Source organism: Nocardioides sp. Root682 (assembly GCF_001427795.1).
Classification (GTDB): Bacteria; Actinomycetota; Actinomycetes; order Propionibacteriales; family Nocardioidaceae; genus Nocardioides.
In genome coordinates this window covers 172,389-193,630 of record NZ_LMHJ01000002.1, presented here as the reverse complement: position 1 = coordinate 193,630, position 21,242 = coordinate 172,389, and the positions used below count along the sequence as shown (strand labels likewise).

The window sequence follows — 21,242 nt, the reverse complement described above, 5'->3', positions numbered from 1 at the left end:
ATTTCGTTGCGTTCGTGTCAACTGACCACGGAATCCCTTGTCACTGGTTCCTTGTCGTGCCACGATGCGCAGAACTTGATCGGAGGTGGCAGGCGTTGGTCTCACCCCAGCTGAGTCGCAGGACGATGCTGCGCGGCGGTTCCGGGCTGCTGCTCGGCGCGGGCGGGCTCGCGGCCCTCCCCCTGTTCGGGACGCCGGACCGCAAGCAGGATCCCTCGCAGTGCACGACCCGCGACCTGTCGGAGTCCGACAAGCGCCTCATCGTGTCCAACTGGCCCGGCTACCTCGACGAGGACGACGGCGAGTACACCTCGACCCTCACCGACTTCCAGAAGGCGATGGGCATCGAGGTCAGCTACACCGCCGACGTCAACGACAACCTCGAGTTCTTCGCCAAGGTCGTCAACCAGCTCGGCTCGTGCCAGTCCTCGAAGCGCGACCTGTTCATGCTCACCGACTGGATGGCCGCGCGGATGATCCAGGTCGGGTGGATCCAGCCGCTGGACAAGGCGAAGGTCCCCAACCTGCACGCGAACCTGATCGACTCCCTCGCCGGCGTCGGCTGGGACCCCGACCGCACCTACTCCGCGCCCTGGCAGAGCGGACTCACCGGCATCGCCTACAACAAGTCGAAGGTCAAGGAGGTCCGCTCCTTCTCCGAGCTGCTCAGCCGCCCCGACCTCAAGGGCCGGGTCTCCCTGCTCACCGAGATGCGCGACACCATGGGCCTGATCATGCTCGCGGAAGGCGCCGACCCCGCGAAGTTCACCGACCGCGACTGGGACACCGCCCTCGAGCGGCTGCGCAAGGCCCGCGGGGACGGACAGATCCGGGCCTTCACCGGCAACGAGTACATCCAGGACCTCGCTGCCGGCAACGTCGTGGCCTGCGAGGCCTGGTCCGGTGACGTCGCCGCGGCCGAGGACGAGAACCTCGTGTTCGTCACGCCCGAAGAGGGCCAGATGATCTGGGCCGACAACATGCTGGTGCCGAACCTCGCCACCCACAAGGGCAACGCCGAGAAGTGGATCAACTACTACTACGAGCCCGAAGTTGCGGCGAAGCTCGCGGCGTACGTCTGGTACATCTGCCCGGTCAAGGGCGCCCAGGAGGCGATGGAGAAGGTCGACCCGAGCCTCGTCGACAACCCGCTGATCTTCCCGACCGCCGAGTCGCTGGCCACCACGCACTCGTTCATGGCCCTCGAGGAGTTCCAGATCCGCGCCTACGAAGGAGAATTCGCCGATGTCATTGGCGGCTGACAGCTCGCGGAGCCTCCGGCTCACCGCGCTCACCAAGGAGTTCAGCACCTTCACGGCGGTGAAGGCCCTCGACCTGGAGATCCCCGCAGGGAAGTTCTTCGCCCTGCTCGGCCCGTCGGGGTGCGGGAAGACCACCACCCTGCGCATGGTGGCCGGCCTCGACGTACCGACCTCGGGCACGATCCACCTCGGCGACGACGAGATCACCTACGCGAAGCCGTACCGCCGCCCGGTCAACACCGTCTTCCAGAACTACGCCCTGTTCCCGCACCTCGACATCCACGAGAACGTCGCCTTCGGCCTGCGGCGACGCAAGGCCAAGGACGTCGACGAGCAGGTCAGGGCCATGCTGGAGCTCGTCGAGCTCGAAGGTCAGGCCCGCAAGAAGCCGCCGATGCTCTCGGGTGGCCAACAGCAGCGGGTGGCCCTGGCCCGGGCGTTGATCAACCGGCCCGAGGTGCTGCTCCTCGACGAACCCCTCGGCGCGCTGGACCTCAAGCTGCGCCGCGGGATGCAGATCGAGATCAAGCGGATCCAGACCGAGGTCGGCCTCACCTTCGTGCACGTCACGCACGACCAGGAAGAAGCGATGACGATGGCCGACACGATCGCGGTCATGAACAGCGGCGAGATCGAGCAGATGGGGTCGCCTGCCGAGCTCTACGAGAACCCGCGCACCACCTTCGTCGCCAACTTCCTCGGCCAGTCCAACCTGATCGCCGGCACGGTGAGCAACGCCGGCAGCGACGTGGTGAAGGTCGACATGCAGGGCACCCAGGTCTCGATCCCCGCCGACCGGGCCCACGTGACGAGCGGCCCGGGCTGGGTCGGCATCCGGCCGGAGAAGGTCCTCATCGCTCCCGAGGGCGAACCGATCGACGCACCCGGCAACCACATGCAGGGCGGTGTGGTCACCGACGTGAGCTTCGTGGGGGTCAGCACCCAGTACCTCGTCCGGATGCCGTGGGGCCAGGAGCTGATGTCCTTCGAGCAGAACACCGGGGCGCGCGGCATCATCCCCCGGGGCACGGCGGTCGACGTGTCGTGGCGCCCAGAGTTCTCCTTCCTGCTGCCCGCGAGCCAGGACGTCAACGCCGGCGCGGTGGAGGAGTCCTGATGCGGAGGGGGCGGTTCACCGGCTACTGGTTGATGCTGCCGGCCGTCGTCTGGCTCGGGTTGTTCTTCGTCATCCCGTTCCTGTCGCTCCTCGCGACCAGCCTCTACGACCCCGAGGGCTCGGTCCTGACGGGGTACGACGTCACGTACCGCTTCGCGAACTTCACCGATGCGCTCGGGGAGTTCTGGCAACCGCTCTGGCGCTCCCTCTGGTACGCCGGTGTGGCGACGGCGATCTGCCTGGTGCTCGGCTACCTGCTCGCCTACGCCATCGCCTTCAAGTCCGGACGGTGGCGCACCCTGCTGCTGGTGCTGGTGATCGCGCCGTTCTTCACCAGCTTCCTGGTCCGCACGCTGTCGTGGAAGCTGATCCTGGCCGACGACGGGTTCATCGTGGACGCGCTGCAGACGGTGCACCTGATGGGCGAGGACGGCCGGCTGCTGGCCACGCCCGTGGCCGTCATCGCCGGTCTGGTCTACAACTTCCTGCCCTTCATGGTGCTCCCCCTCTACGCCAGCCTGGAGAAGATCGACGGCCGGCTCATCGAGGCAGCCGGCGACCTCTACGCCTCCCCGACACGCGGGTTCCTCAAGGTGACCCTGCCGCTGTCGATGCCGGGAGTGGTCGCCGGAACCCTGCTCACCTTCATCCCCGCAGCCGGCGACTACATCAACGCCCGGCTGCTCGGCAGCCCCAACCAGCGGATGGTCGGCAACGTCATCCAGGACCTGTTCACCAGCACCGGCGACTACGCGGCGGCCGGCGCACTCTCGGTGATCCTGATGGTCATCATCGTGGCGATGGTGATGGTCTACATCCGCAAGGCCGGGACGGAGGAGCTGTTGTGAACCACCCCACAAAACCACTCGCTGCGCTCGCGCTTTCGCAGGGACCCCGATGACCGGGCTGCAACGGGCCGGGCGGTGGATCGGCGACCACCTCGTGATGGCCGCGGGGATCCTCGTCCTCGTCTACATGTTCGTGCCGATCGCCGTCGTGATGCTGATGAGCTTCAACGACAACAGCGACTCACGGAACGTCTACGCGTTCCGGAGCTTCACGCTCGACAACTGGGCCAACCCCTGCAAGCCCGACGGCATGTGCGACGCGGTGCTGCGCAGCGTCGAGATCGGGCTGCTCGCCACCGTCGTCGCCACCCTCCTCGGGACGCTCGCGGCCTTCGCCCTCGTGCGGCACAGCTTTGCCGGCCGCTCGGCGATCAACACGATCATCTTCCTGCCCATGGCCTCCCCCGAGATCGTGATGGGCTCCTCACTGCTGGCGCTCTTCGTGTCCGCCGGCTTCGGCGGGCGCCTCGGGTTCTGGACCATCTTCATCGCCCACGTGATGTTCTGCCTGTCCTTCGTCATCGTGACGGTCAAGGCACGCCTGGCCGGACTGGACGAGAACCTCGAGCAGGCCGCGATGGACCTCTACGCCAACGAGTCGACGACGTTCTGGCGGATCACGTTCCCGCTGGTCTTCCCCGGCATCGCGGCCGCGGCCCTGCTGAGCTTCTCGCTCTCCTTCGACGACTTCATCATCACGAACCTCAATGCCGGCCAGACCGTCACCTTCCCGATGTTCGTCTGGGGCGTCTCCCAACGCGGCATCCCGATGCAGGTCAACGTGGTCGGCACCGCGATGTTCCTGATCTCGATGTTCCTGGTGCTCGGCAACATGCTCGCCACCCGCAAGCGCAAGCTCGTCGAGTAGTGGGGTGATGCCGGGAATCTCCCCACGGGACTCCCGGCACCCCGTCCCCTACAGGAGCTCGAGCGCTCCGGTCAGCACGCTGCGGAGCTTCTGCTCGATCTCGTCGAAGTGCTCCTGGCCGCAGATCAACGGCGGCGAGAGCTGGATGACCGGGTCGCCGCGGTCGTCGGCGCGGCAGTAGATGCCGGCGTCGTACAAGGCCTTGGAGAGGTAGCCGCGCAGCAGGCGCTCGGCCTCCTCGTCGTTGAAGGTCTCCTTGGTCGCCTTGTCCTTGACGAGCTCGATGCCGTAGAAGAAGCCGTCGCCGCGGACGTCGCCGACGATGGGCAGGTCGAGCAGCTTCTCCAGGGTCGCCCGGAAGTCACCCTCACGGGCACGGACGCCCTCGTTGATGCCCTCGGTCTCGAAGATCTCGAGGTTCTTCAGCGCGACCGCGGTGGAGACGGGGTGGCCGCCGAAGGTGTAGCCGTGGGCGAACATCTCCGCGCCGTGGGCGAACGGCTCGTACAGGCGGTCGCTGGCGATCATCGCGCCGAGCGGGGCGTAGCCGGAGGTGATGCCCTTCGCGCAGGTGATGATGTCGGGCTGGTAGCCGTAGCGCTCGGCGCCGAACATGTGGCCCAGTCGCCCGAACGCGCAGATCACCTCGTCGGAGACCAGCAGGACGTCGTACTGGTCGCAGACCTCGCGGACCCGCTGGAAGTAGCCGGGGGGTGGTGGGAAGCAGCCGCCGGCGTTCTGCACCGGCTCGAGGAAGACCGCGGCCACCGAGTCGGGACCTTCGTTCTCGATCTGTACGGCGATCTGGTCCGCCGCCCAGCGCCCGAACGCCTCGGGGTCGCCACCGTCGGCCTGGAACCGGTCGGGCGCGCGGTAGAAGTTGGTGTTCGGCACCCGGAAGGTGGACGGGACCAGGGGTTCGAACTGCTGCTTGAGTCCGGGCAGGCCGGTGATCGAGAGCGCGCCGTGGGTGGTGCCGTGATAGGCGATGGTCCGCGAGATCACCTTGTGCTTCATCGGCTTGCCGACGAGCTTGAAGTAGTTCTTGGCGAGCTTCCAGGCCGACTCGACCGCCTCGCCGCCACCGGAGGTGAAGAAGACCCGGTTGAGGTCACCGGGGGCGTACGACGCGACCTTCGCCGCCAGCTCGATGGCGGTGGGGTGCGCGTAGGACCACAGCGGGAAGAACGCCAGCTCGGAGGCCTGCTTCGCGGCGACCTCGGCCAGGTCCGTGCGCCCGTGCCCGAGCTGGCTGACGAACAGTCCGCCGAGCGCGTCGAGGTACTTCCGCCCGTGGGCGTCCCAGATGTACGCGCCGTCGCCCCGCACGATCACCGGCACCTCGGCCGTGTCGTACGACGACATGCGGGTGAAGTGCATCCAGAGGTGGTCGCGCGCGGACTTCTGGAGGGCTGCGTGCTGTTCGGAGTCGTGGGCCACCCGCTCATCTTGACCCGTTCATCCGCTGCGAGCAAGTGAATCCGTCGCCAGTTCACCTGATGGCAACGGATTTCGTTGTTCGAGTGCTTCCGAACTGCCGGGATGCTGGCTAGGCTCCCGGCCATGACCCCCCTGCGGAACCTGATCAACGGTGAGCTCGTCGACGCGGCCTCCGGCGCCACCTACGACGTCGTCAACCCGTCCACCGGGGCTGCGTACGCCACCGCGCCGGCCAGCAACGCCGAGGACGTCGACCGCGCCATGCGCGCCGCCGACGCCGCGTTCGAGACGTGGGGCGACACGACGCCACGCGAGCGCCAGGAGGCGCTGCTGCGGATGGCGCAGGCACTGGAGGACCGGGCCGACGAGTTCGTCCGGGTCGAGTGCGAGAACACCGGCAAGCCGATCGGCCTCACTGCCGAGGAGGAGCTGCCGCCCGCCGTCGACGAGCTCCGCTTCTTCGCCGGTGCGGCGCGGGTGCTCGAGGGCCGCAGCGCGGGCGAGTACCTCAAGGACCACACCTCCTGGATCCGCCGCGAACCGATCGGTGTGGTCGCCCAGGTGACCCCGTGGAACTACCCGCTGATGATGGCCATCTGGAAGATCGCACCGGCGCTCGCCGCCGGCAACACGGTGGTCCTCAAGCCCAGCGACACCACCCCGGCCAGCACGGTCCTGCTCGCGGAGCTCGCGAGCGAGTTCCTGCCGCCGGGCACCCTCAACGTCGTCTGCGGCAACCGCGACACCGGTCGCGCCCTGGTCGAGCACCCGACCCCGCAGCTGGTCGCGATCACCGGCTCCGTGCGGGCCGGGACGGAGGTCGCCGCCTCCGCGGCAACGGACCTCAAGCGGGTGCACCTCGAGCTCGGCGGCAAGGCCCCGGTCGTCATCTTCGACGACGCCGACCTCGCCGCTGCCGCGGAGTCGATCGCCACCGCCGGCTACTTCAACGCCGGCCAGGACTGCACCGCCGCGACCCGGGTCCTGGTCGCCGACGGAGTCCACGACGAGTTCGTGGCGGCCCTCGCCGAGCAGGCCAGGAACACCCGCACCGGCATGCCCGACGACCCCGACGTCCTCTACGGAGCACTGAACAACCCCGACCAGCTCGCCCGGGTCGCCGGCACGGTCGACCGGCTCCCCGACCATGCCGCGATCGCCGCCGGCGGTGCCCGCGCCACCGTCCTCGGCGGCGAGGGCGGCTACTTCTACGAGCCCACCGTCGTCTCCGGCCTGCGCCAGGACGACGAGGCGATCCAGCAGGAGATCTTCGGTCCGGTCATCACCATCCAGCGGTTCAGCGACGAGGGCGAGGCGCTCCGCTTCGCCAACGGCGTCCAGTACGGCCTCTCCTCCAGTGTCTGGACCAGGGACCACGGCCGCGCGCTGCGGATGTCGCGCAAGCTCGACTTCGGCGTGGTCTGGATCAACACCCACATCCCCTTCGTCTCCGAGATGCCGCACGGCGGCTTCAAGCACTCCGGCTACGGCAAGGACCTCTCGATGTACGGGCTCGAGGACTACACGCGCATCAAGCACGTCATGTCGTACATCGGTGAGTGACATGAGGATCCTGCTGGTCGGGGCCGGCGGCGTCGGTGGTGCGTTCACCGCGATCGCGGCCCGTCGCGACTTCTTCGAGACCGTCGTCATCGCCGACTACGACCCGGCTCGGGCCGCGACGGCCGCCGCCACCGACGATCGGTACGTCGCCGCGCAGGTCGACGCGTCCTCGGCGGAATCGGTGACGGCGTTGTGCCGCACCCACCGGATCACGCACGTGATGAACGCCGTCGACCCGGTCTTCGCCATGAGCATCTTCAACGGCGCGTTCGCCGCCGGTGCCGACTACCTCGACATGGCGATGTCGTTGTCGAAGCCACACCCCGAGTCGCCGTACGAGAAGACGGGGGTGAAGCTCGGCGACGAGCAGTTCGCCGTGGCCGGGGACTGGGAGGCCGCCGGCCGGCTCGCCCTCGTCGGGATGGGCGTCGAGCCCGGCCTGTCCGACGTGTTCGCGCGGTACGCCGCCGACCACCTCTTCGCCGAGATCGACGAGCTCGGCACCCGCGACGGCGCGAACCTCGTGGTGACCGACGAGGCCGGCAACGAGATCTTCGCGCCGTCCTTCTCGATGTGGACCACCATCGAGGAGTGCCTCAACCCGCCGGTCATCTGGCAGGACGGCGGCTGGCACACCACCGCGCCGTTCAGCGAACCGGAGGTCTTCGACTTCCCCGAGGGCATCGGGCCGGTCGAGTGCGTCAACGTGGAGCACGAGGAAGTGCTCCTGATGCCGCGCTGGATCGACTGCAGGCGAGCAACCTTCAAGTACGGGCTCGGCGAGGAGCTCATCACCATCCTCAAGGTGCTGCATGCCCTCGGCCTGGACCGCACCGAGAAGGTGCGGGTGAAAGGGGTCGAGGTCAGCCCGCGCGACGTGGTCGCTGCCGTGCTCCCCGACCCGGCCACGGTGGGACCCCGGATGACGGGCAAGACCTGCGCGGGGCTCTGGGTCACGGGCACCGGCAAGGACGCCGACGGCAACCCGACGGGTCCTCGGTCGACGTACCTCTTCCACGTGGTCGACAACGAGCAGACGATGGCCGAGTACGGCCACCAGTGCGTCGTCTGGCAGACCGCGATCAACCCGGTCATCGCCCTCGAGCTGCTGGCAACCGGCGTGTGGCAGGGCGCCGGCGTGCTGGGGCCGGAGGCGTTCGACGCCGTGCCCTTCCTCGACCTGCTCACTGCCTACGGATCGCCGTGGGGCCAGCGGGAGCAATGACCACGCATCCCGCCCACGCACGGGCCGACGCGGCGGCCCCGCGACCACTGTGGCTCGACACCCCGCTCCGGCCGGAGGCACGCCCGTCCGTGGGTGACGAGGTCGTCGACCTCCTCGTGATCGGCGGCGGATTCACCGGGCTCTGGACGGCGCTGCGCGCGAAGGAGCGCGACCCCGACCGGTCGGTCCTCCTCGTCGAACGGGACCGGATCGCCGAGCACGCGACCGGCCGCAATGGCGGGTTCTGCGAGGCCAGCCTGACCCACGGGCCAGCCAACGGGAAGGATCGCTGGCCCGACGAGTACGACGTCCTGGACCGCCTCGGTCAGGAGAACCTCGACCAGATCGAGGAGACCGTACGACGCCACGGCATCGACTGTGACTTCCGCCGGTCCGGGCAGCTCGAGGTGGCCACCCGACCGCACGAGGTCGCCCAGCTCGAGCCCGACGTGGGGGGCTTCCTCGACGCGGACGCCGTACGAACGCTGCTCGACTCCCCCACCTACCTCGCCGGGCGACTCGACGCGGACGGCTGCGCGATGGTCGACCCGGCCCGACTGGCCTGGGGCCTCGCCGACGCGGCCGAGTCCCTTGGTGTCCGGATCGCCGAGAACACCGCGGTCACCCGAATGCGCCGCCGGGGCGACCTGGTCGAGGTCCGCACCGCCCACGGGACGATCCGCGCCCGACAGGTCGCGCTCGCGACCAACGTCTTCACCTCGCTGTTGCGCCGCCTCGGCCAGCGGGTCGTCCCGGTCTACGACCACGTGCTCGCGACCGAGGCGCTGTCGCCGGAACAGCTGGCGTCGCTCGGCTGGAGCGAGCGGTTCGGTGTGGCCGACAGCGGCAACCTCTTCCACTACTACCGGCTCACCGAGGACAACCGGATCCTGTGGGGCGGCTACGACGCCGTCTACCACTTCGGCAAGGGTGTCGACGCTCGCCACGAGCAACGACCGGAAACCCACCGGTTGCTGGCCGAGCACTTCTTCACGACCTTCCCCCAGCTCGACGGACTGGGCTTCTCCCACCGTTGGGGAGGCGTGATCGACACCTGCTCGCGGTTCTGCGCCTTCTTCGGCCTGACCCGCAAGGGACACGTGGCCTATGCCACCGGCTTCACCGGCCTGGGCGTGGGCGCCTCCCGGTTCGCCGCCGACGTGATGCTCGACCTGCTCGAGGGTCGTCCCACCGAGCGCACCCGGCTGGCCATGGTGCGCGAGAAGCCGACGCCCTTCCCGCCCGAGCCCTTCGCCTGGGTCGGGATCCAGCTCACCCGATGGGCGTCGGCCCGCGCCGACGTGACCGGACGACGCAATCTGTGGCTGCGCACCCTCGACCGCTGGGGCCTGGGCTTCGACTCCTGAGGAAGCATCCACGGGTTCGCCCATTTCGCCTCCACGTGGTCTGGACCGGGACTACCGTCCGACCTGAAGGGGGCCTCGGTGATGATGCGACTTCTCGCGCGCTTGTTGGCAGCAGTTCTGTTCCTGACCCTTGCGGTCGACGCCAGTGCAGCGGAGGCGGCGACCCGTCCGTCGGCGCCACGGTCGGTCCGGGCGACACCGTTGAACCTGGCGGTCAAGGTCACCTGGGCTGCTCCGTCGTCGAACGGCGGCGCCAGCATCGACCAGTACGCCGTCCAGCGACGCACCAGTACGACGGCGTCGTGGGTGACCGTGAAGCGCACGTCGGCCTCGGCGCGGTCCTGGACCAGCACCGGGCTGACCAACGGCAGGAAGTACTACTTCCGGGTCCTCGCCCACAACCGGCGCGGGTACGGCACGGCCAGCGCGACCGTCAGCGCGACACCGCGGACCGTGCCGTCATCACCGCGCGACCCCGCTGCGACCACCCGCCTCCTGAGCTTCAGCTTCACGTGGACCGGGTCGGCCAACAACGGGGGCGCCGTGATCGACTCCTACCTCACTGAGATCTCCACCGACGGCGCGACCTGGACCACGCCGAAGATCTGGAAGCCGGGCAACCCGGCGCCCTTGTTCACTGGCCTCATCGCGGGCAAGGAGTACTACTTCCGAGTCCGCGCCCACAACGCCGCCGGGTACAGCGTCGGGACGAACGCAGGCCCCTATCGCGCCTACCTCGCGCCCAGCCCGGTCACCGGGCTCGACGCAGTCAGTGGCAACAGCCAGGTCGCGCTGACCTGGGTCAAACCAGTCTCTGGTGCCGAACAAGGCCTTCCCGCTCCCTCGCTCTACAAGATCGAGAAGAGCAGCAACAACGGACCGTGGACCGAGGTCGGCACGACGAGCAACACGTTCTTCACCGCCACCGGTCTCTACAACGGAACGACGTACGACTTCCGCGTCAGCGCACGTTCGTCGTCGTCGAACCTCGGGTACGGACCGGCCGACACGGCCTCGGCGACGCCGACCGGCCCGCCCACCGTGCCGCAGAACATCGTCCTCGGCTGGGACGAGATCAGCGGGCAGAACCGACTCAGCTGGGACGCACCACTGAACGACGGCGGCCCAGAACTCGTTCGCTACGAGGCCCAGCACTGGAATGAGGGCACTCCACTCCCGTACGACGTGACGAATCTCCTTCCCGACGCCACGAGCGCACCAGCTCCCTTCGCCGAGACCGACACGATGCACATCCGGGCCTGCAACGCCCTCGGCTGCGGCCCCTGGTCAGCTGACATCGGCCCGATCCCCGGCGGCGTCCAGAACGCCAGCGCCACGGACACGAGCGATGGCACGGCGGCGAGCGTGACGCTCGACTGGGACCTGCCGGCCAATGATGCGGTGGCCCCGCCGACGTCGTACACGGTCTCCCGCAGCACGGACGACGGCCTCATCTGGACGGTGCTCGGCCCGACCACCGAAACGACATTCGTCGATGACACAGCGGACTACGGGACCACCTACAAGTACCGGGTCGTCGCGAACGGCGCCAACGGCTCAGGCACCTGGGTGTTCACCGAGGTGACCACCCAACCGTCCTACGTCCTCGACACGTCGACGACGGCGCTCCAGGTGACCGAGGGCGGCGACAACACCTTCCAGGTGACCCTCGACCCGGTCGTCCAGGCCGACACCGTGATCACGGTGTCGTCGTCGAACCCCTTGGCTGCTTCCACCGATCCGACAGTGACGATTCCCATGGGGTCGTCGTCAGCGAACGTGACGATCGACGGGGTCCCTGACCTGAACCTGACCAACGAGTCCGTCACGATCACGCTCCAGTACGGCACCCAGACGAAGCAGGTCACGGTCACCGTGAACGACGACGACACCCAGGCGATCGTCGTGGACGACTCCACCGTGACCGTCACGGAAGGCGGCAGCCAGATCGTCGGCGTGTCCCTCGCGTTCAAGCCGACCGGCACCGTCACCGTCAACGTCGGGTCTGACGACACCGACACCGCCACGGTCTCGCCCAGCTTCGTGACGTTCACACCGGGGAACTACAACGTCCCTCAGTCGGTGACCATCAACGGTGTGGCAGCCGGTCTCGCCGCGATCTCCCTGACGTCGACCGGCGTGACGACCACAACCGTCGACGTCACCGTGGAGAGTCCCTAGCTACGGCGCAGCTTGCGTCGTACCCACGCCAAGGGGACCAGGCAGAACGGCAACCCGAGTCCCAGCAGGATCAGGGGCAACCCCAGCGACCGGCTGTAGAGCTCGTCGCCACGGAGGGTTGCGGTGACCGTGTCGCCGACCTCGTTGTCACCCGAGCCCTGGATCGGGCCGGTGTGCACGACGCCGTCGTGGGTCCAGCGGGCAGTGCAGTACTGCGACGACCTCTTGTAACCCACGTCGAGGTCGCAGCTCAGCACCTCGGCCTCGACCTTCTCGCCAAACTGTCGCTGCCCGAGCAGCCACAGTCCGGATCCCACCAGCACCAGCGGGATGATCATGATCGCGGCGACGAGGATGTTCACCACGATCTTCATCGGGAGCGATTCGGGAGGGCGCTGCACCTCGGTCATCCACCGAGCATGGCACCGCCGTCGCGGGCCGGGAATGGCGCGAACGGACTAGTTCGGACCCTTGGACTCCGGGTCATCTAGCATGATCGCGATCCCCATGACGACGTCTCCCTCGCGACCGCGCCAGCGCAGGCTGCTGCTCGCCGTGGACGCCCCGTCGCTGCTGCACCGCAACCACCACGCGCGGGCCCACACCCGGCTCGCGGACCGTTCCGGCCGTCCCGCGTGGGCGCTGCACGGGATGCTGCGCCAGATCATCGAGTCCATCGACGGGTTCGCGCCCGACGCCGTGATCTTCGGGCTCGACGACCGCACCGCCTCGCTGCGCCGCGACTTCTACCCCGACTACAAGGCCGGCCGCGCGGAGAAGGACGACCAGCTCGTCGAGCAGCTCGACCGGGCGGGCGCCCTGCTGGACGCCCTCGGCCTGGCCACGCTCACTCCCCCGGGGCTCGAGGCCGACGACGTCAACGCGTCCGCGGCCACCTGGGCCGAGGCGAACGACTGGAACTGCGTCATCATCACGTCCGACCGTGACGCCTTCGCCCACATCAGTGACCACACCTCGATCCTGCGGCTCATCGACGGCGGCATCAACGGGTCGCCGCTGCTCACCCCCAGCCGCCTCAAGATCATGTACGGCGTCGCGGCGGAGAACTATCTCGAGTACGCCGCGTTGCGGGGCGATGCCAGTGACAACCTGCCCGGTGTCACGGGAATCGGCGAGAAGTCGGCGTCCGCTCTGCTCTCCTACATGGGCTCCATGCAGGCGGTGTGGGCCGACATCGAGCACAACGAGGGCGCGGCCCTGCTCGCGGCGTTCGACAGCTGGGCCGAGGAGACGGGTGCCCGCCGGATCGGCGCCGGCCTGCTCAAGCGCCTCACCGCCGAGGGCGCACGTGAGCGGTTCGAGTTCAACGTCCGGATCATGTCCGGGCGCACCGACCTCGACCTCGGCCTCACCCCGGACATCCCGGGCACGCCCGGCCTGCTGCCCCTCGACATCGATCGCGTCGCCCGCGTCGTCGGCCACCTCAACATGGAGGCGACCACCGAGCTCGCGCTCCGCGTGCTGACCGGCATCCCCGCATCCGCTGGGCGATGATGGCCCGGTGACCGAGGACGCACCCGCGCAGGGACTCACGGAGGTGCTCGCGCGGCGCTTCCTCACCACCGACGCCGCCCGGAGCGAGAAGGTCGACCGCTGGCACGGCCGCGGGCGTCGTACCGCCCGGGAGAACATCGCCGACCTCGTCGACGAGGGATCCTTCGTCGAGTACGGCCGTTTCGTGACCGCCGCACAGGAGACCCGCCGGCCGCTCGCCGAGCTGGTCGTCGAGGCACCGGCGGACGGGATCATCGGCGGCACCGCGACCATCGACGGCCACCCGTGCGCGGTGCTGTCGTACGACTACCTGGTGATGGCCGGCACCCAGGGCATGCGCGGGCACCGCAAGTCGGACCGGTTGATCGAGCTGATCGGCCGGATGGGCCTGCCGACGGTCTTCTTCACCGAGGGCGGCGGCGGTCGTCCCGGCGACACCGACCTGCCGCTCGTCTCCGCGCTCGACGTCGGGTCGTTCGCGCTGTGGGGTGAGCTCCAGGGCGTGGTCCCGCGGATCGCGGTCGTCTCCGGCCGGTGCTTCGCCGGCAACGCCGTGCTGGCCGGGTGTGCCGACCTGCGGATCGCCACCCCGGACGCGAACCTCGGCATGGCCGGCCCCGCGATGATCGCCGGCGGCGGCCTCGGCCAGTTCGCCGCTGAGGAGATCGGGCCGGTCGACGAGCAGTTCGCCAACGGTGTCCTGGACGTGGTCGTCGACGACGAGGCCGAGGCCGTCGACGTCGTACGACGCCTGCTCTCCTGCCTCCGCGGTCCCCTCACCGACGGGGCCGGTGAGGATGCCGGGGACCAGGACACCCTGCGCACGCTGCTGCCCGAGAACGACCGCGAGGGGTTCGACGTCCGCCCGGTCGTCGAGACCCTCGCGGATGCGGACACGCTGACCTGGCTGCGCGAGGGCTGGGCGCCCGAGCTGGTGACCGCGATCGGACGCATCGGTGGCATCCCGGCTGGCTTCGTCGCCAACCAGTCGACCCACCTGGCCGGTGCCCTGACCGCGGATGCGTCGGCGAAGGCCGCCGACTTCCTGGAGCTGTGCGAGCGCTGGGAGCTGCCGGTGGTCTCGCTGGTCGACACCCCGGGCTTCATGGTCGGACCCGAAGCCGAACGCACCGGGCTGGTGCGCCATGCGTCGCGGATGGTGACGGCCGGTGCGGTACTGACGGTTCCGCTCATCGGCGTCGTGCTGCGCCGCGGCTACGGTCTCGGCGCCCAGGCGATGCTGGGCGGCAGCACCCACCGACCGCTGCTGACTGTCGCGTGGCCCGGCGCGCACCTCGGCGCGATGGGGCTGGAGGGCGCCGTCCGCCTGGCGATGGCGCACGAGCTGGCCGCGCTGCCGGAGGGCGAGCGGGAGGCCACCGTCGCCGAGCACACTGCCCAGCTCCGCGAGCACGCGAAGGCGCTGAATGCCGCGCGGATGTTCGAGATCGACGACGTGATCGACCCCGCGGAGACCCGCGCGCTCATCGTCGCGACCCTGCAGCGGGCCACCGCGCGCCGCTGACCAACCTCAGCGGTCAGACTCGGCAGCTCTGGTCACCACGGACCCGCCGGCGTCAGACTCGGACCACGTTTCACCTGCCGCCTTGAACTCGGCCTCGAGATCCAGGGCCTTGCGGGCGGCATCGATCCGCCCGTCCCATGCCGTCCGCACGACTGCTTGTTCCGGGTCGGCGAGAGTGTCGTACGACAGTTCGCCGGCGAGAACCCGCTCAATGTCCCGATGGCTCATGTCGCGTCCTCCAGTCCTACTTGTCGAGCTTCTTCTTCAGGAACCAGGCGCCCAGACCGATTGCGGCCGCACCCGCCGCGATCGTGCCCGGCCGGTTCTGCCAACGCGTGTACTCGTCGGCGACCTGCGGCCAGGCCTCGCCGATCACCGCAGCGGCGTCCTCGGGCGTCGCCTTGAGGCCCTCGACCGACACGGGCGTGCCGAAGACCATCCGGACCTTGCGCGGCAGTGGCCAGCGCCGCTTCTCGGTGCCGGTGATGGTGGTCGGGATCAGCGGGGCTCCGGCCTCGATCGCGAGCCGGGCGGCACCACGCTTCGGCGCACCGAGGCCCTCCTCACGGACCCGGGTGCCCTCGGGGAACAGGGCGAGCGCATCACCACGGGCGAGGATCGCGCGGGCGGTCTCGAGGGCTTCCTCGTCGGACGAGCCACGACGGACAGGGAAGGCGCCGAGGCGCAGGAAGATGCCGGCGAGCGGGCCCTCGAAGTGCTCGGCCTTGCCCATGAAGTGCACCGGGCGGCGCAGCACGATCGCCACGAAGAACGGGTCCCAGAAGCTCTTGTGGTTGGGCACGATCACGACCGGCCCCTTCTTGGGGACGTTCTCCTTGCCGGTCGCGGTGAACCCGCACACGATCCGCAGGATCAGCGCCGCGGTGTACTTCACGACCAGGTAGAGCGGTCCGCTCACACCCTTCTCGCGCGCGATCCGGTGGGCTTCTTCGTTCGTCGTCGGCACGAGTGCCATCTTGGCGCGGGCGACCCGATCCGGGAAGTGGCTCGCCGCACGACCGCTCACGAACGGCTCAGTGGATGAGCTCCTGCCAGTTCGCGGGTACGCCGCCGCGCGGGCCCGGCGCGGGCTGGTCCTCGGGGTGCGCGGTCGGTGCCGCGAGCGGCGGGCCGTCGTAGTAGTCCTCGGCCACGTAGTCCCAGAACCAGTCCTCCCCCGGCTCGAAGGTCTGGACCAGCTGGTGACCGGTCTGCTTGAAGTGGGCGGTCGCGTGCTGCCCCGGCGAGGAGTCGCAGCAGCCGACGTGTCCGCAGGCGGCGCACCGGCGCAGGTGCACCCACCAGCCGCCGGCCGCTGTGCACTCCTGGCAGCCGGGCCCGCTCGGTGCTGCGTCGACGTCGATGGCCGGGTTCTGGTCGCTGGTCACAGCGCGACGCTAACGGGGCTCGCGCGTCGACACCAGCCCTTCCGCCGAGCGCCTACGCTCGACCTGTGGAGCCCCTCGGCCAGTACCCCGACCCCATCCACGTGGTCGCGCACCTCAGCGACCCGCACCTGCTCGCCACCTCGCTGCAGTACGGCGTCGTCGACACCGCCGCCCACCTGGAGCTCGCTTTGGCGCGGCTCTCCCGCCTGCCGATGCCGCCACAGGCGCTGGTGTTCACGGGTGACCTCGCGGACAAGGCCGAGCCGGCGGCGTACCGGAAGCTGCGCGAGGTCGTGGAGCCGGCGGCCGCGGCCCTGGGCGCCGAGGTCGTGTGGGTGATGGGCAACCACGACGAACGAGAGGCCTACTCCCGCGAGCTGTTCGGGGACGAGAGCGACGCGCCCCAGGACCGCGTCCACGACATCGCCGGCCTGCGCATCGTCGCCCTCGACACGAGCGTCCCGGGCTGGCACCACGGCGAGCTCTCGGACGACCAGCTCGTCTGGCTGGCCGACGTCCTCGCCGAGCCGGCGCCGCACGGCACCCTGCTCGCGATGCACCACGCGCCCATCCCGGTGCCGATGCTGCGCCTGGCCGAGCTGATCGAGCTGCACGACCAGGAACGGCTCGCAGCGGTGGTCGCCGGCTCCGACGTACGAGGGATCCTCGGCGGCCACTTCCATTTCACGTCGTTCTCCACCTTCGCCGGCGTCCCGGTCTCGGTCGCCTCGGCGACCTGCTACACCTCCGACATCGCGCCCGACCAGCGGCTGCTCTCCGGCGTCGACGCCCACCAGGCCTTCACGATGCTCCACCTGTACGACGACCGCGTGGTCCACTCCGTCGTACCGGCTTCCGACGGCCTGGAGGTCAGCGGTCACGGCCTGGACATGCTCGCGCCGTTCAACGCGATGACGGCCGCGGAACGGTTCGACATGGTGTCGCGCAAGGACTCACTGCTCAACAAGCCACCGGGCTAGGGGTCTCCACCGGTCGTGCTCACCAGGTCCGGCGCACCGGCATCCCGGCCACGCGGTCCCGAGCGGCGCCGATCCTGCGACCGGACAGCTCGTCCCAGCGCAACCGGAGCCACCGCACGTCGTCCCGGCGCACCCAGCGGGGCGGACCGGGCGTGTGGCGTTCGCTCTCGGAGCGCTCGTCGTCGGACACGAGCTCGCCCTGACCGCGAACCACGACGGACCATCCGTGCCATCGCTCGTAGTCGACCTGGTCGACCTCGAACAGGAGCGACGCGCCGTCGCCGTACTGGTCGATCAGCGAGCCCGTTGCCGTCCGCACCAGGATGGCGTCATCGACCGCGACGTAGTTGACGGGCAGGATCTCGGCGCCCCGCGGGCCGTCCGGCAGGACCAGTCGGCCGAAGACGCCGGCACGGAGCAGCTCCTCGCACTCCGGCGCAGTGAGCTCGGTGATCGTCGACATGCTTCGATCCTGACGTCCCGGACCGCGGCCCGGGAGGGCCGAAGGTCCTCGATCCGCGGTCAGGAGGTCAGGTCGTCAGCGCCGCGGCACCGACCAGGTCAACGTCGTACCCCGCCCGGCCCCGGAGTCGACGGCCAGCGTCCCGCCCCGTTGCAGGGCCCGGATCCGGATGTTGGCCAGGCCGCTCTCGGCGCCGGTCGACTCCATGCCCTTGCCGTTGTCCCTGACGGTGAGCACCACCTGGTCGCCGACGGCGACGATGACCGAGATCGCCGTCGCCTCGGCGTGACGGCTGGCGTTGGACAGGCCCTCGGCCAGGACGGCCAGCAGGTCGGGCGCCAGCTCCGGGGGCACGAGGGTCCGGACCGGACCCTCGAACCGCAGGGTCGGCTTGAACTTCAGCGTCGACGAGGCGCGTTCGACGAGCCGGGTGACCTCGGCCTGGATGTCACCTGCCGTGTCGAGCGAGCTCAGGCCGAAGATCGCGCGGCGGATGTCCTTGATGGTGGCGTCCAGGTCGTCGACGGCCTGCTCGAGACGGGCGGCCACCTCCGGGCGTTCGACGAGGCGGGTGGCGCCCTGGAGTCCGAGACCGACGGCGAAGAGTCGCTGGATGACCAGGTCGTGGAGGTCACGACCGATCCGGTCGCGGTCCTCGAAGACCGCGAGGCGACGCTGCTCGTCGCGTGCCTCGCTCAGCTGCATGGTCAGGGCCGCCTGCTCGGCGTACGACGTCACGAGCTGGGTGTCGAGCAGGTAGTAGCGGTCCTCGTTCTGGGTGGACCAGGCCAGGGACAGCGTGCCGTGGACGGCCGCCGATGGCGAGAAGGGGACCGCGAGGAGCGGGCCGATCTCCGGCAGGCCGGGGATGCCGGCGGCGCCGCCGGCCTCGGTGATGTCCTCGATCGCGCAACACTCGCCCTTCTCCAGGGCGCCCTGCGCAGCGACGTCGGCCGCCGGCAGGGAGGCGAGTGCCTCGCCCGAGAACGCCATCCCGGCGATCGCGACGACCTGCTGGTCACCGTCCGGGCCGTCGACGAGGATCCACGCGGCATCGGCCCTCCCGACCTCGCGCGCCTGCTCGACGACCGCGGCATAGGCATCGTCCACCGACTCCGGGTCCGCGACCGCAGCCGCGATCGCAGCCGTCGCCCGGGACCAGGTCTCCCGGGTGGTCGTCTCCTCGTAGAGGCGGGCGTTCTCGATGGCGACGCCGGCTGCGGCGGCCAGGGCGACGACCACTTCCTCGTCCTCGACGGTGAAGTCGCCCCCGCCCACCTTCTCGGTCAGGTAGAGGTTGCCGAACACGCGGTCCCGGATCCGCACGGGGACCCCGAGAAACGAGCTCATCGGTGGGTGGTTCTCCGGGAAGCCGTATGACGACGGGTGCTCGGCGATGTCGTGCAGGCGCAGCGGCTCGGGTCGATCGATGATCAGGCCGAGCAGTCCGTGCCCGGTCGGCAGCTCGCCGATCACGGCGGCCATGTCGTCGGAGATGCCGTGGTGGATGAAGGTGCGCAGTCGCCGTCGCCGGCCCGCGCTCAGCACCCCGAGCGCGGCGTACTCCGCATCGACCAGGCGGCTGGCGATCGCCACGATCCGCGACAGGACGCCGTCGAGGCTCAGGTCAGCCGAGATCGTGACCACGGCGTCGAGGAGCAGCTGCAGTCGCGCCTGCTGGTCGAGAGCACCGTGCATGCGGTCGAGCACGGCGCGCACCAGGTCCTCGAACTCGACGCGATCGAGGTCGAGATCGACTCTCGCCGGCTCCTCGCGACTCTCGCCGGCCACACCCATGACTCCCCCATCTCATCCGAGACTCCGTCTTTCACGCTAGCAGCGCCGCAGGGCGCAAGAGGCCGAAAGACCCGAACCTCAAGGACCCACGGACCTGTCCGGCAGCCACCACGGCGGCGAGGATCGAGACGTCCCCGAAAGAGGTGGTTCCCGTGCAGATCGCTGACCGACACCCAGGAAGGCTCGTCGTCCTCAGTGATGAGGAGTGCTGGCAACTGGTGCGCAGCAGTCCGATCGGCCGGGTCGCGTGGGCGGGCAGCGAGGGTGTGTCCGTCCTCCCTGTGAACTTTGCGGCGGAGGGCGACACGCTCGTCCTCCGCACCACCGCCTACTCCCAGATGGCCCGCGAGTGCGCGGACCGGGACGTCGCGTTCGAGGTGGACCAGATCGACGAGGAGCACCACAGCGGCTGGAGCGTCCTGCTCCGTGGCCGCTGCGAGCGTCAGGAACGGGTCGGCGACGGCCCGGCACCCTGGGTCACCGGTCCCCGTGTCCTGGGGCTGCGGATCGTGGTGCGCTCGGTGACGGGCCGCCGGCTGCAGCCCCCCGTGTCGTCGAGCTGAGCAGGCCGGGGGGCCTGCTCAGCTCGGCAGCATCTCGCCGACCGCTTGATTCGCCGGGTACGCCGGCGCCTCCTGACCTCACCCTGACCACCGTCCCCCCTCATCCCCGGAGAAGCCGATGAAAGCCGCCGTCGTCCACAAGTTCACCGCTCCACTCACGCTCGAGGACCGCCCCGTCCCGACCCCCGGCCCCGGGGAGGTCTTGGTCCGGATCGAGGCCAGCGGCCTGTGCCACACCGACATCCACGCCGCGCACGGCGACTGGCCGGTCAAGCCCTCACCGCCGTTCGTGCCGGGTCACGAAGGCGTCGGCGTCGTCGAGGCACTCGGCGACGGCGTCGTCGAACGCGCCATCGGGGACCGGGTCGCCCTGCCCTGGCTGGGCCACGCCTGCGGCCACTGCGACCACTGCATCAGTGGCTGGGAGACGCTGTGCGAGGAGCAGCGCAACACCGGCTACTCGTTCGACGGGGCCTTCGCGGAGTACGCCGTCGCGGACGCGAAGTACGTCGTCCCGGTGCCCGATGGCGTCACCAGCTTCGACGCCGCGCCCCTCGCCTGCGCGGGCGTGACGACGTACAAGGCCGTCAAGGTCGCGCGGATCAGACCGGCCGAGCGGGTCGCCGTCTTCGGCATCGGTGGCCTGGGCCACCTCACCGTCCAGTACGCGCGCCTGGTCGGCGGCACCGTCATCGCCGTCGACGTCGACGACACCAAGCTCGACATGGCCCGGGACCTCGGCGCCGACCACGTCGTGAACGCCCGGACGACCGACCCGGTGGCCGCCATCGAGGCGCTCGGAGGAGCGGACGTGGCGATCGTCCTCGCGGCGTCGCCGTCGGTCTTCGAGCAGGCCTTCACGTCGTTGCGCCGCGGAGGGCGCCTGGTCTGCGTGGCTCTGCCTCCGGAGGCCGAGGGGCCGATGGCGTTGCCGATCTTCCCCACGGTGCTCAAGGGCATCTCGGTCATCGGCTCGATCGTCGGCAGTCGCCAGGACCTGGCCGAGGTCTTCGAGCTGCACGCCCGGGGCCGGACCCGGGTGATCGCCGAGTCCCGGAAGCTCGACGAGGTCAACGACGCGATGGCGGACGTGCTCGCCGGCCGAACGACCGCACGGATCGTCTTCGAGTTCTGAGCTCG

The 21,242-nt window shown here is 69.7% G+C and carries 20 protein-coding genes; 13 read left to right on the top strand and 7 right to left on the bottom strand.

All coding sequences use genetic code 11. The features are described from left to right. Positions 1-95 precede the first annotated feature (95 nt). The 4 genes from ASD84_RS13210 to ASD84_RS13195 are packed head-to-tail and all read left to right on the top strand — an operon-like array spanning position 96 to position 4,095. Positions 96-1,262, top strand: a complete 1,167-nt coding sequence (locus ASD84_RS13210; RefSeq protein WP_056711286.1) for a spermidine/putrescine ABC transporter substrate-binding protein — start codon at positions 96-98, stop codon at positions 1,260-1,262. After that, entirely contained in the window at positions 1,246-2,379 is a 1,134-nt protein-coding gene (locus ASD84_RS13205) for an ABC transporter ATP-binding protein (RefSeq protein ID WP_056711285.1), read from the top strand. Before ASD84_RS13210 ends, ASD84_RS13205 begins: the two co-directional genes overlap by 17 nt. Next, positions 2,379-3,227 carry an ABC transporter permease gene (locus ASD84_RS13200; RefSeq protein WP_056711283.1) on the top strand — a complete coding sequence of 283 codons (849 nt, stop codon included), beginning with the start codon at positions 2,379-2,381 and terminating at the stop codon, positions 3,225-3,227. The genes ASD84_RS13205 and ASD84_RS13200 overlap by 1 nt, the downstream gene beginning before the upstream one ends. A 49-nt stretch (positions 3,228-3,276) precedes the next feature. Next, positions 3,277-4,095: an ABC transporter permease gene (locus ASD84_RS13195; protein WP_056711282.1), complete on the top strand. Its 819-nt coding sequence runs from the start codon at positions 3,277-3,279 to the stop codon at positions 4,093-4,095. A gap of 48 nt (positions 4,096-4,143) precedes the next feature. Here ASD84_RS13195 and ASD84_RS13190 read toward each other — a convergent pair whose 3' ends face one another. Continuing rightward, a complete protein-coding gene (locus tag ASD84_RS13190) occupies positions 4,144-5,535 on the bottom strand; it encodes an aspartate aminotransferase family protein (protein WP_056711280.1) in 1,392 nt (463 codons plus the stop codon). Between the two features lie 123 nt (positions 5,536-5,658). On the opposite strand from ASD84_RS13190, the gene ASD84_RS13185 reads away from it, so the two are divergent. From ASD84_RS13185 to ASD84_RS13170, 4 genes are all read left to right on the top strand, one after another. Next, the gene (locus tag ASD84_RS13185) at positions 5,659-7,098 is read left to right on the top strand and encodes an aminobutyraldehyde dehydrogenase (RefSeq protein WP_056711278.1); all 1,440 of its coding nucleotides are present in this window, start codon (positions 5,659-5,661) and stop codon (positions 7,096-7,098) included. A 1-nt stretch (position 7,099) separates the two neighbouring features. After that, positions 7,100-8,323: a saccharopine dehydrogenase family protein gene (locus ASD84_RS13180; RefSeq protein ID WP_056711277.1), complete on the top strand. Its 1,224-nt coding sequence runs from the start codon at positions 7,100-7,102 to the stop codon at positions 8,321-8,323. Continuing rightward, on the top strand, positions 8,320-9,690 hold the full coding sequence (locus ASD84_RS13175; protein ID WP_056711275.1) for an NAD(P)/FAD-dependent oxidoreductase: 1,371 nt from the start codon (positions 8,320-8,322) through the stop codon (positions 9,688-9,690). The genes ASD84_RS13180 and ASD84_RS13175 overlap by 4 nt, the downstream gene beginning before the upstream one ends. An 81-nt stretch (positions 9,691-9,771) precedes the next feature. Further along, a complete protein-coding gene (locus ASD84_RS13170) occupies positions 9,772-11,871 on the top strand; it encodes a fibronectin type III domain-containing protein (RefSeq protein ID WP_235531131.1) in 2,100 nt (699 codons plus the stop codon). Here the strand turns inward: ASD84_RS13170 and ASD84_RS13165 are convergent. Beyond that, positions 11,868-12,281: a hypothetical protein gene (locus ASD84_RS13165; protein ID WP_156391901.1), complete on the bottom strand. Its 414-nt coding sequence runs from the start codon at positions 12,279-12,281 to the stop codon at positions 11,868-11,870. The genes ASD84_RS13170 and ASD84_RS13165 overlap by 4 nt on opposite strands. A 97-nt stretch (positions 12,282-12,378) precedes the next feature. On the opposite strand from ASD84_RS13165, the gene ASD84_RS13160 reads away from it, so the two are divergent. After that, positions 12,379-13,386 (top strand): 5'-3' exonuclease H3TH domain-containing protein, encoded by a 1,008-nt coding sequence (locus ASD84_RS13160; protein ID WP_082573582.1) that lies wholly within the window; start codon positions 12,379-12,381, stop codon positions 13,384-13,386. A 7-nt stretch (positions 13,387-13,393) separates the two neighbouring features. Then, positions 13,394-14,911 (top strand): acyl-CoA carboxylase subunit beta, encoded by a 1,518-nt coding sequence (locus tag ASD84_RS13155; RefSeq protein WP_056711268.1) that lies wholly within the window; start codon positions 13,394-13,396, stop codon positions 14,909-14,911. 6 nt (positions 14,912-14,917) lie between these two features. On the opposite strand, the gene ASD84_RS13150 is transcribed toward ASD84_RS13155, so the two are convergent. The 3 genes from ASD84_RS13150 to ASD84_RS13140 are packed head-to-tail and all read right to left on the bottom strand — an operon-like array spanning position 14,918 to position 16,299. Beyond that, a complete protein-coding gene (locus ASD84_RS13150; protein WP_056711266.1) occupies positions 14,918-15,139 on the bottom strand; it encodes a hypothetical protein in 222 nt (73 codons plus the stop codon). A gap of 16 nt (positions 15,140-15,155) precedes the next feature. Continuing rightward, positions 15,156-15,938 (bottom strand): lysophospholipid acyltransferase family protein, encoded by a 783-nt coding sequence (locus ASD84_RS13145; RefSeq protein ID WP_056711264.1) that lies wholly within the window; start codon positions 15,936-15,938, stop codon positions 15,156-15,158. A 7-nt stretch (positions 15,939-15,945) separates the two neighbouring features. Beyond that, the gene (locus ASD84_RS13140) at positions 15,946-16,299 is read right to left on the bottom strand and encodes a UBP-type zinc finger domain-containing protein (RefSeq protein ID WP_056711263.1); all 354 of its coding nucleotides are present in this window, start codon (positions 16,297-16,299) and stop codon (positions 15,946-15,948) included. A 65-nt stretch (positions 16,300-16,364) separates the two neighbouring features. On the opposite strand from ASD84_RS13140, the gene ASD84_RS13135 reads away from it, so the two are divergent. Then, positions 16,365-17,279 carry a metallophosphoesterase gene (locus ASD84_RS13135; protein ID WP_056711260.1) on the top strand — a complete coding sequence of 305 codons (915 nt, stop codon included), beginning with the start codon at positions 16,365-16,367 and terminating at the stop codon, positions 17,277-17,279. Between the two features lie 19 nt (positions 17,280-17,298). Here the strand turns inward: ASD84_RS13135 and ASD84_RS13130 are convergent, their stop codons facing one another. Both ASD84_RS13130 and ASD84_RS13125 read right to left on the bottom strand, forming a co-directional pair. Continuing rightward, positions 17,299-17,742 carry a pyridoxamine 5'-phosphate oxidase family protein gene (locus ASD84_RS13130; RefSeq protein ID WP_056711258.1) on the bottom strand — a complete coding sequence of 148 codons (444 nt, stop codon included), beginning with the start codon at positions 17,740-17,742 and terminating at the stop codon, positions 17,299-17,301. Between the two features lie 75 nt (positions 17,743-17,817). Beyond that, a complete protein-coding gene (locus ASD84_RS13125; protein ID WP_056711257.1) occupies positions 17,818-19,539 on the bottom strand; it encodes a GAF domain-containing protein in 1,722 nt (573 codons plus the stop codon). A gap of 143 nt (positions 19,540-19,682) precedes the next feature. Between ASD84_RS13125 and ASD84_RS25325 the strand changes: the two genes are divergently transcribed. Both ASD84_RS25325 and adhP read left to right on the top strand, forming a co-directional pair. Next, positions 19,683-20,102, top strand: coding sequence for a pyridoxamine 5'-phosphate oxidase family protein (locus ASD84_RS25325; protein WP_321164033.1), 420 nt, complete (start codon positions 19,683-19,685; stop codon positions 20,100-20,102). 118 nt (positions 20,103-20,220) lie between these two features. Then, positions 20,221-21,237, top strand: coding sequence for an alcohol dehydrogenase AdhP (gene adhP, locus ASD84_RS13115; protein WP_056711253.1), 1,017 nt, complete (start codon positions 20,221-20,223; stop codon positions 21,235-21,237). The last annotated feature ends 5 nt before the right edge of the window (positions 21,238-21,242 follow it).

What these genes read in the sequence shown, in the direction of transcription:
- ASD84_RS13205 (WP_056711285.1), top strand. Translation starts at nt 1,246, where the DNA reads ATGTCATTGGCGGCTGACAGCTCGCGGAGCCTCCGGCTCACCGCGCTC.
- ASD84_RS13200 (WP_056711283.1), top strand. Translation starts at nt 2,379, where the DNA reads ATGCGGAGGGGGCGGTTCACCGGCTACTGGTTGATGCTGCCGGCCGTC.
- ASD84_RS13195 (WP_056711282.1), top strand. Translation starts at nt 3,277, where the DNA reads ATGACCGGGCTGCAACGGGCCGGGCGGTGGATCGGCGACCACCTCGTG.
- ASD84_RS13185 (WP_056711278.1), top strand. Translation starts at nt 5,659, where the DNA reads ATGACCCCCCTGCGGAACCTGATCAACGGTGAGCTCGTCGACGCGGCC.
- ASD84_RS13180 (WP_056711277.1), top strand. Translation starts at nt 7,100, where the DNA reads ATGAGGATCCTGCTGGTCGGGGCCGGCGGCGTCGGTGGTGCGTTCACC.
- ASD84_RS13175 (WP_056711275.1), top strand. Translation starts at nt 8,320, where the DNA reads ATGACCACGCATCCCGCCCACGCACGGGCCGACGCGGCGGCCCCGCGA.
- ASD84_RS13170 (WP_235531131.1), top strand. Translation starts at nt 9,772, where the DNA reads ATGATGCGACTTCTCGCGCGCTTGTTGGCAGCAGTTCTGTTCCTGACC.
- ASD84_RS13165 (WP_156391901.1), bottom strand. Translation starts at nt 12,281, where the DNA reads ATGACCGAGGTGCAGCGCCCTCCCGAATCGCTCCCGATGAAGATCGTG.
- ASD84_RS13160 (WP_082573582.1), top strand. Translation starts at nt 12,379, where the DNA reads ATGACGACGTCTCCCTCGCGACCGCGCCAGCGCAGGCTGCTGCTCGCC.
- ASD84_RS13150 (WP_056711266.1), bottom strand. Translation starts at nt 15,139, where the DNA reads ATGAGCCATCGGGACATTGAGCGGGTTCTCGCCGGCGAACTGTCGTAC.
- ASD84_RS13130 (WP_056711258.1), bottom strand. Translation starts at nt 17,742, where the DNA reads ATGTCGACGATCACCGAGCTCACTGCGCCGGAGTGCGAGGAGCTGCTC.
- ASD84_RS13125 (WP_056711257.1), bottom strand. Translation starts at nt 19,539, where the DNA reads ATGGGTGTGGCCGGCGAGAGTCGCGAGGAGCCGGCGAGAGTCGATCTC.
- adhP (WP_056711253.1), top strand. Translation starts at nt 20,221, where the DNA reads ATGAAAGCCGCCGTCGTCCACAAGTTCACCGCTCCACTCACGCTCGAG.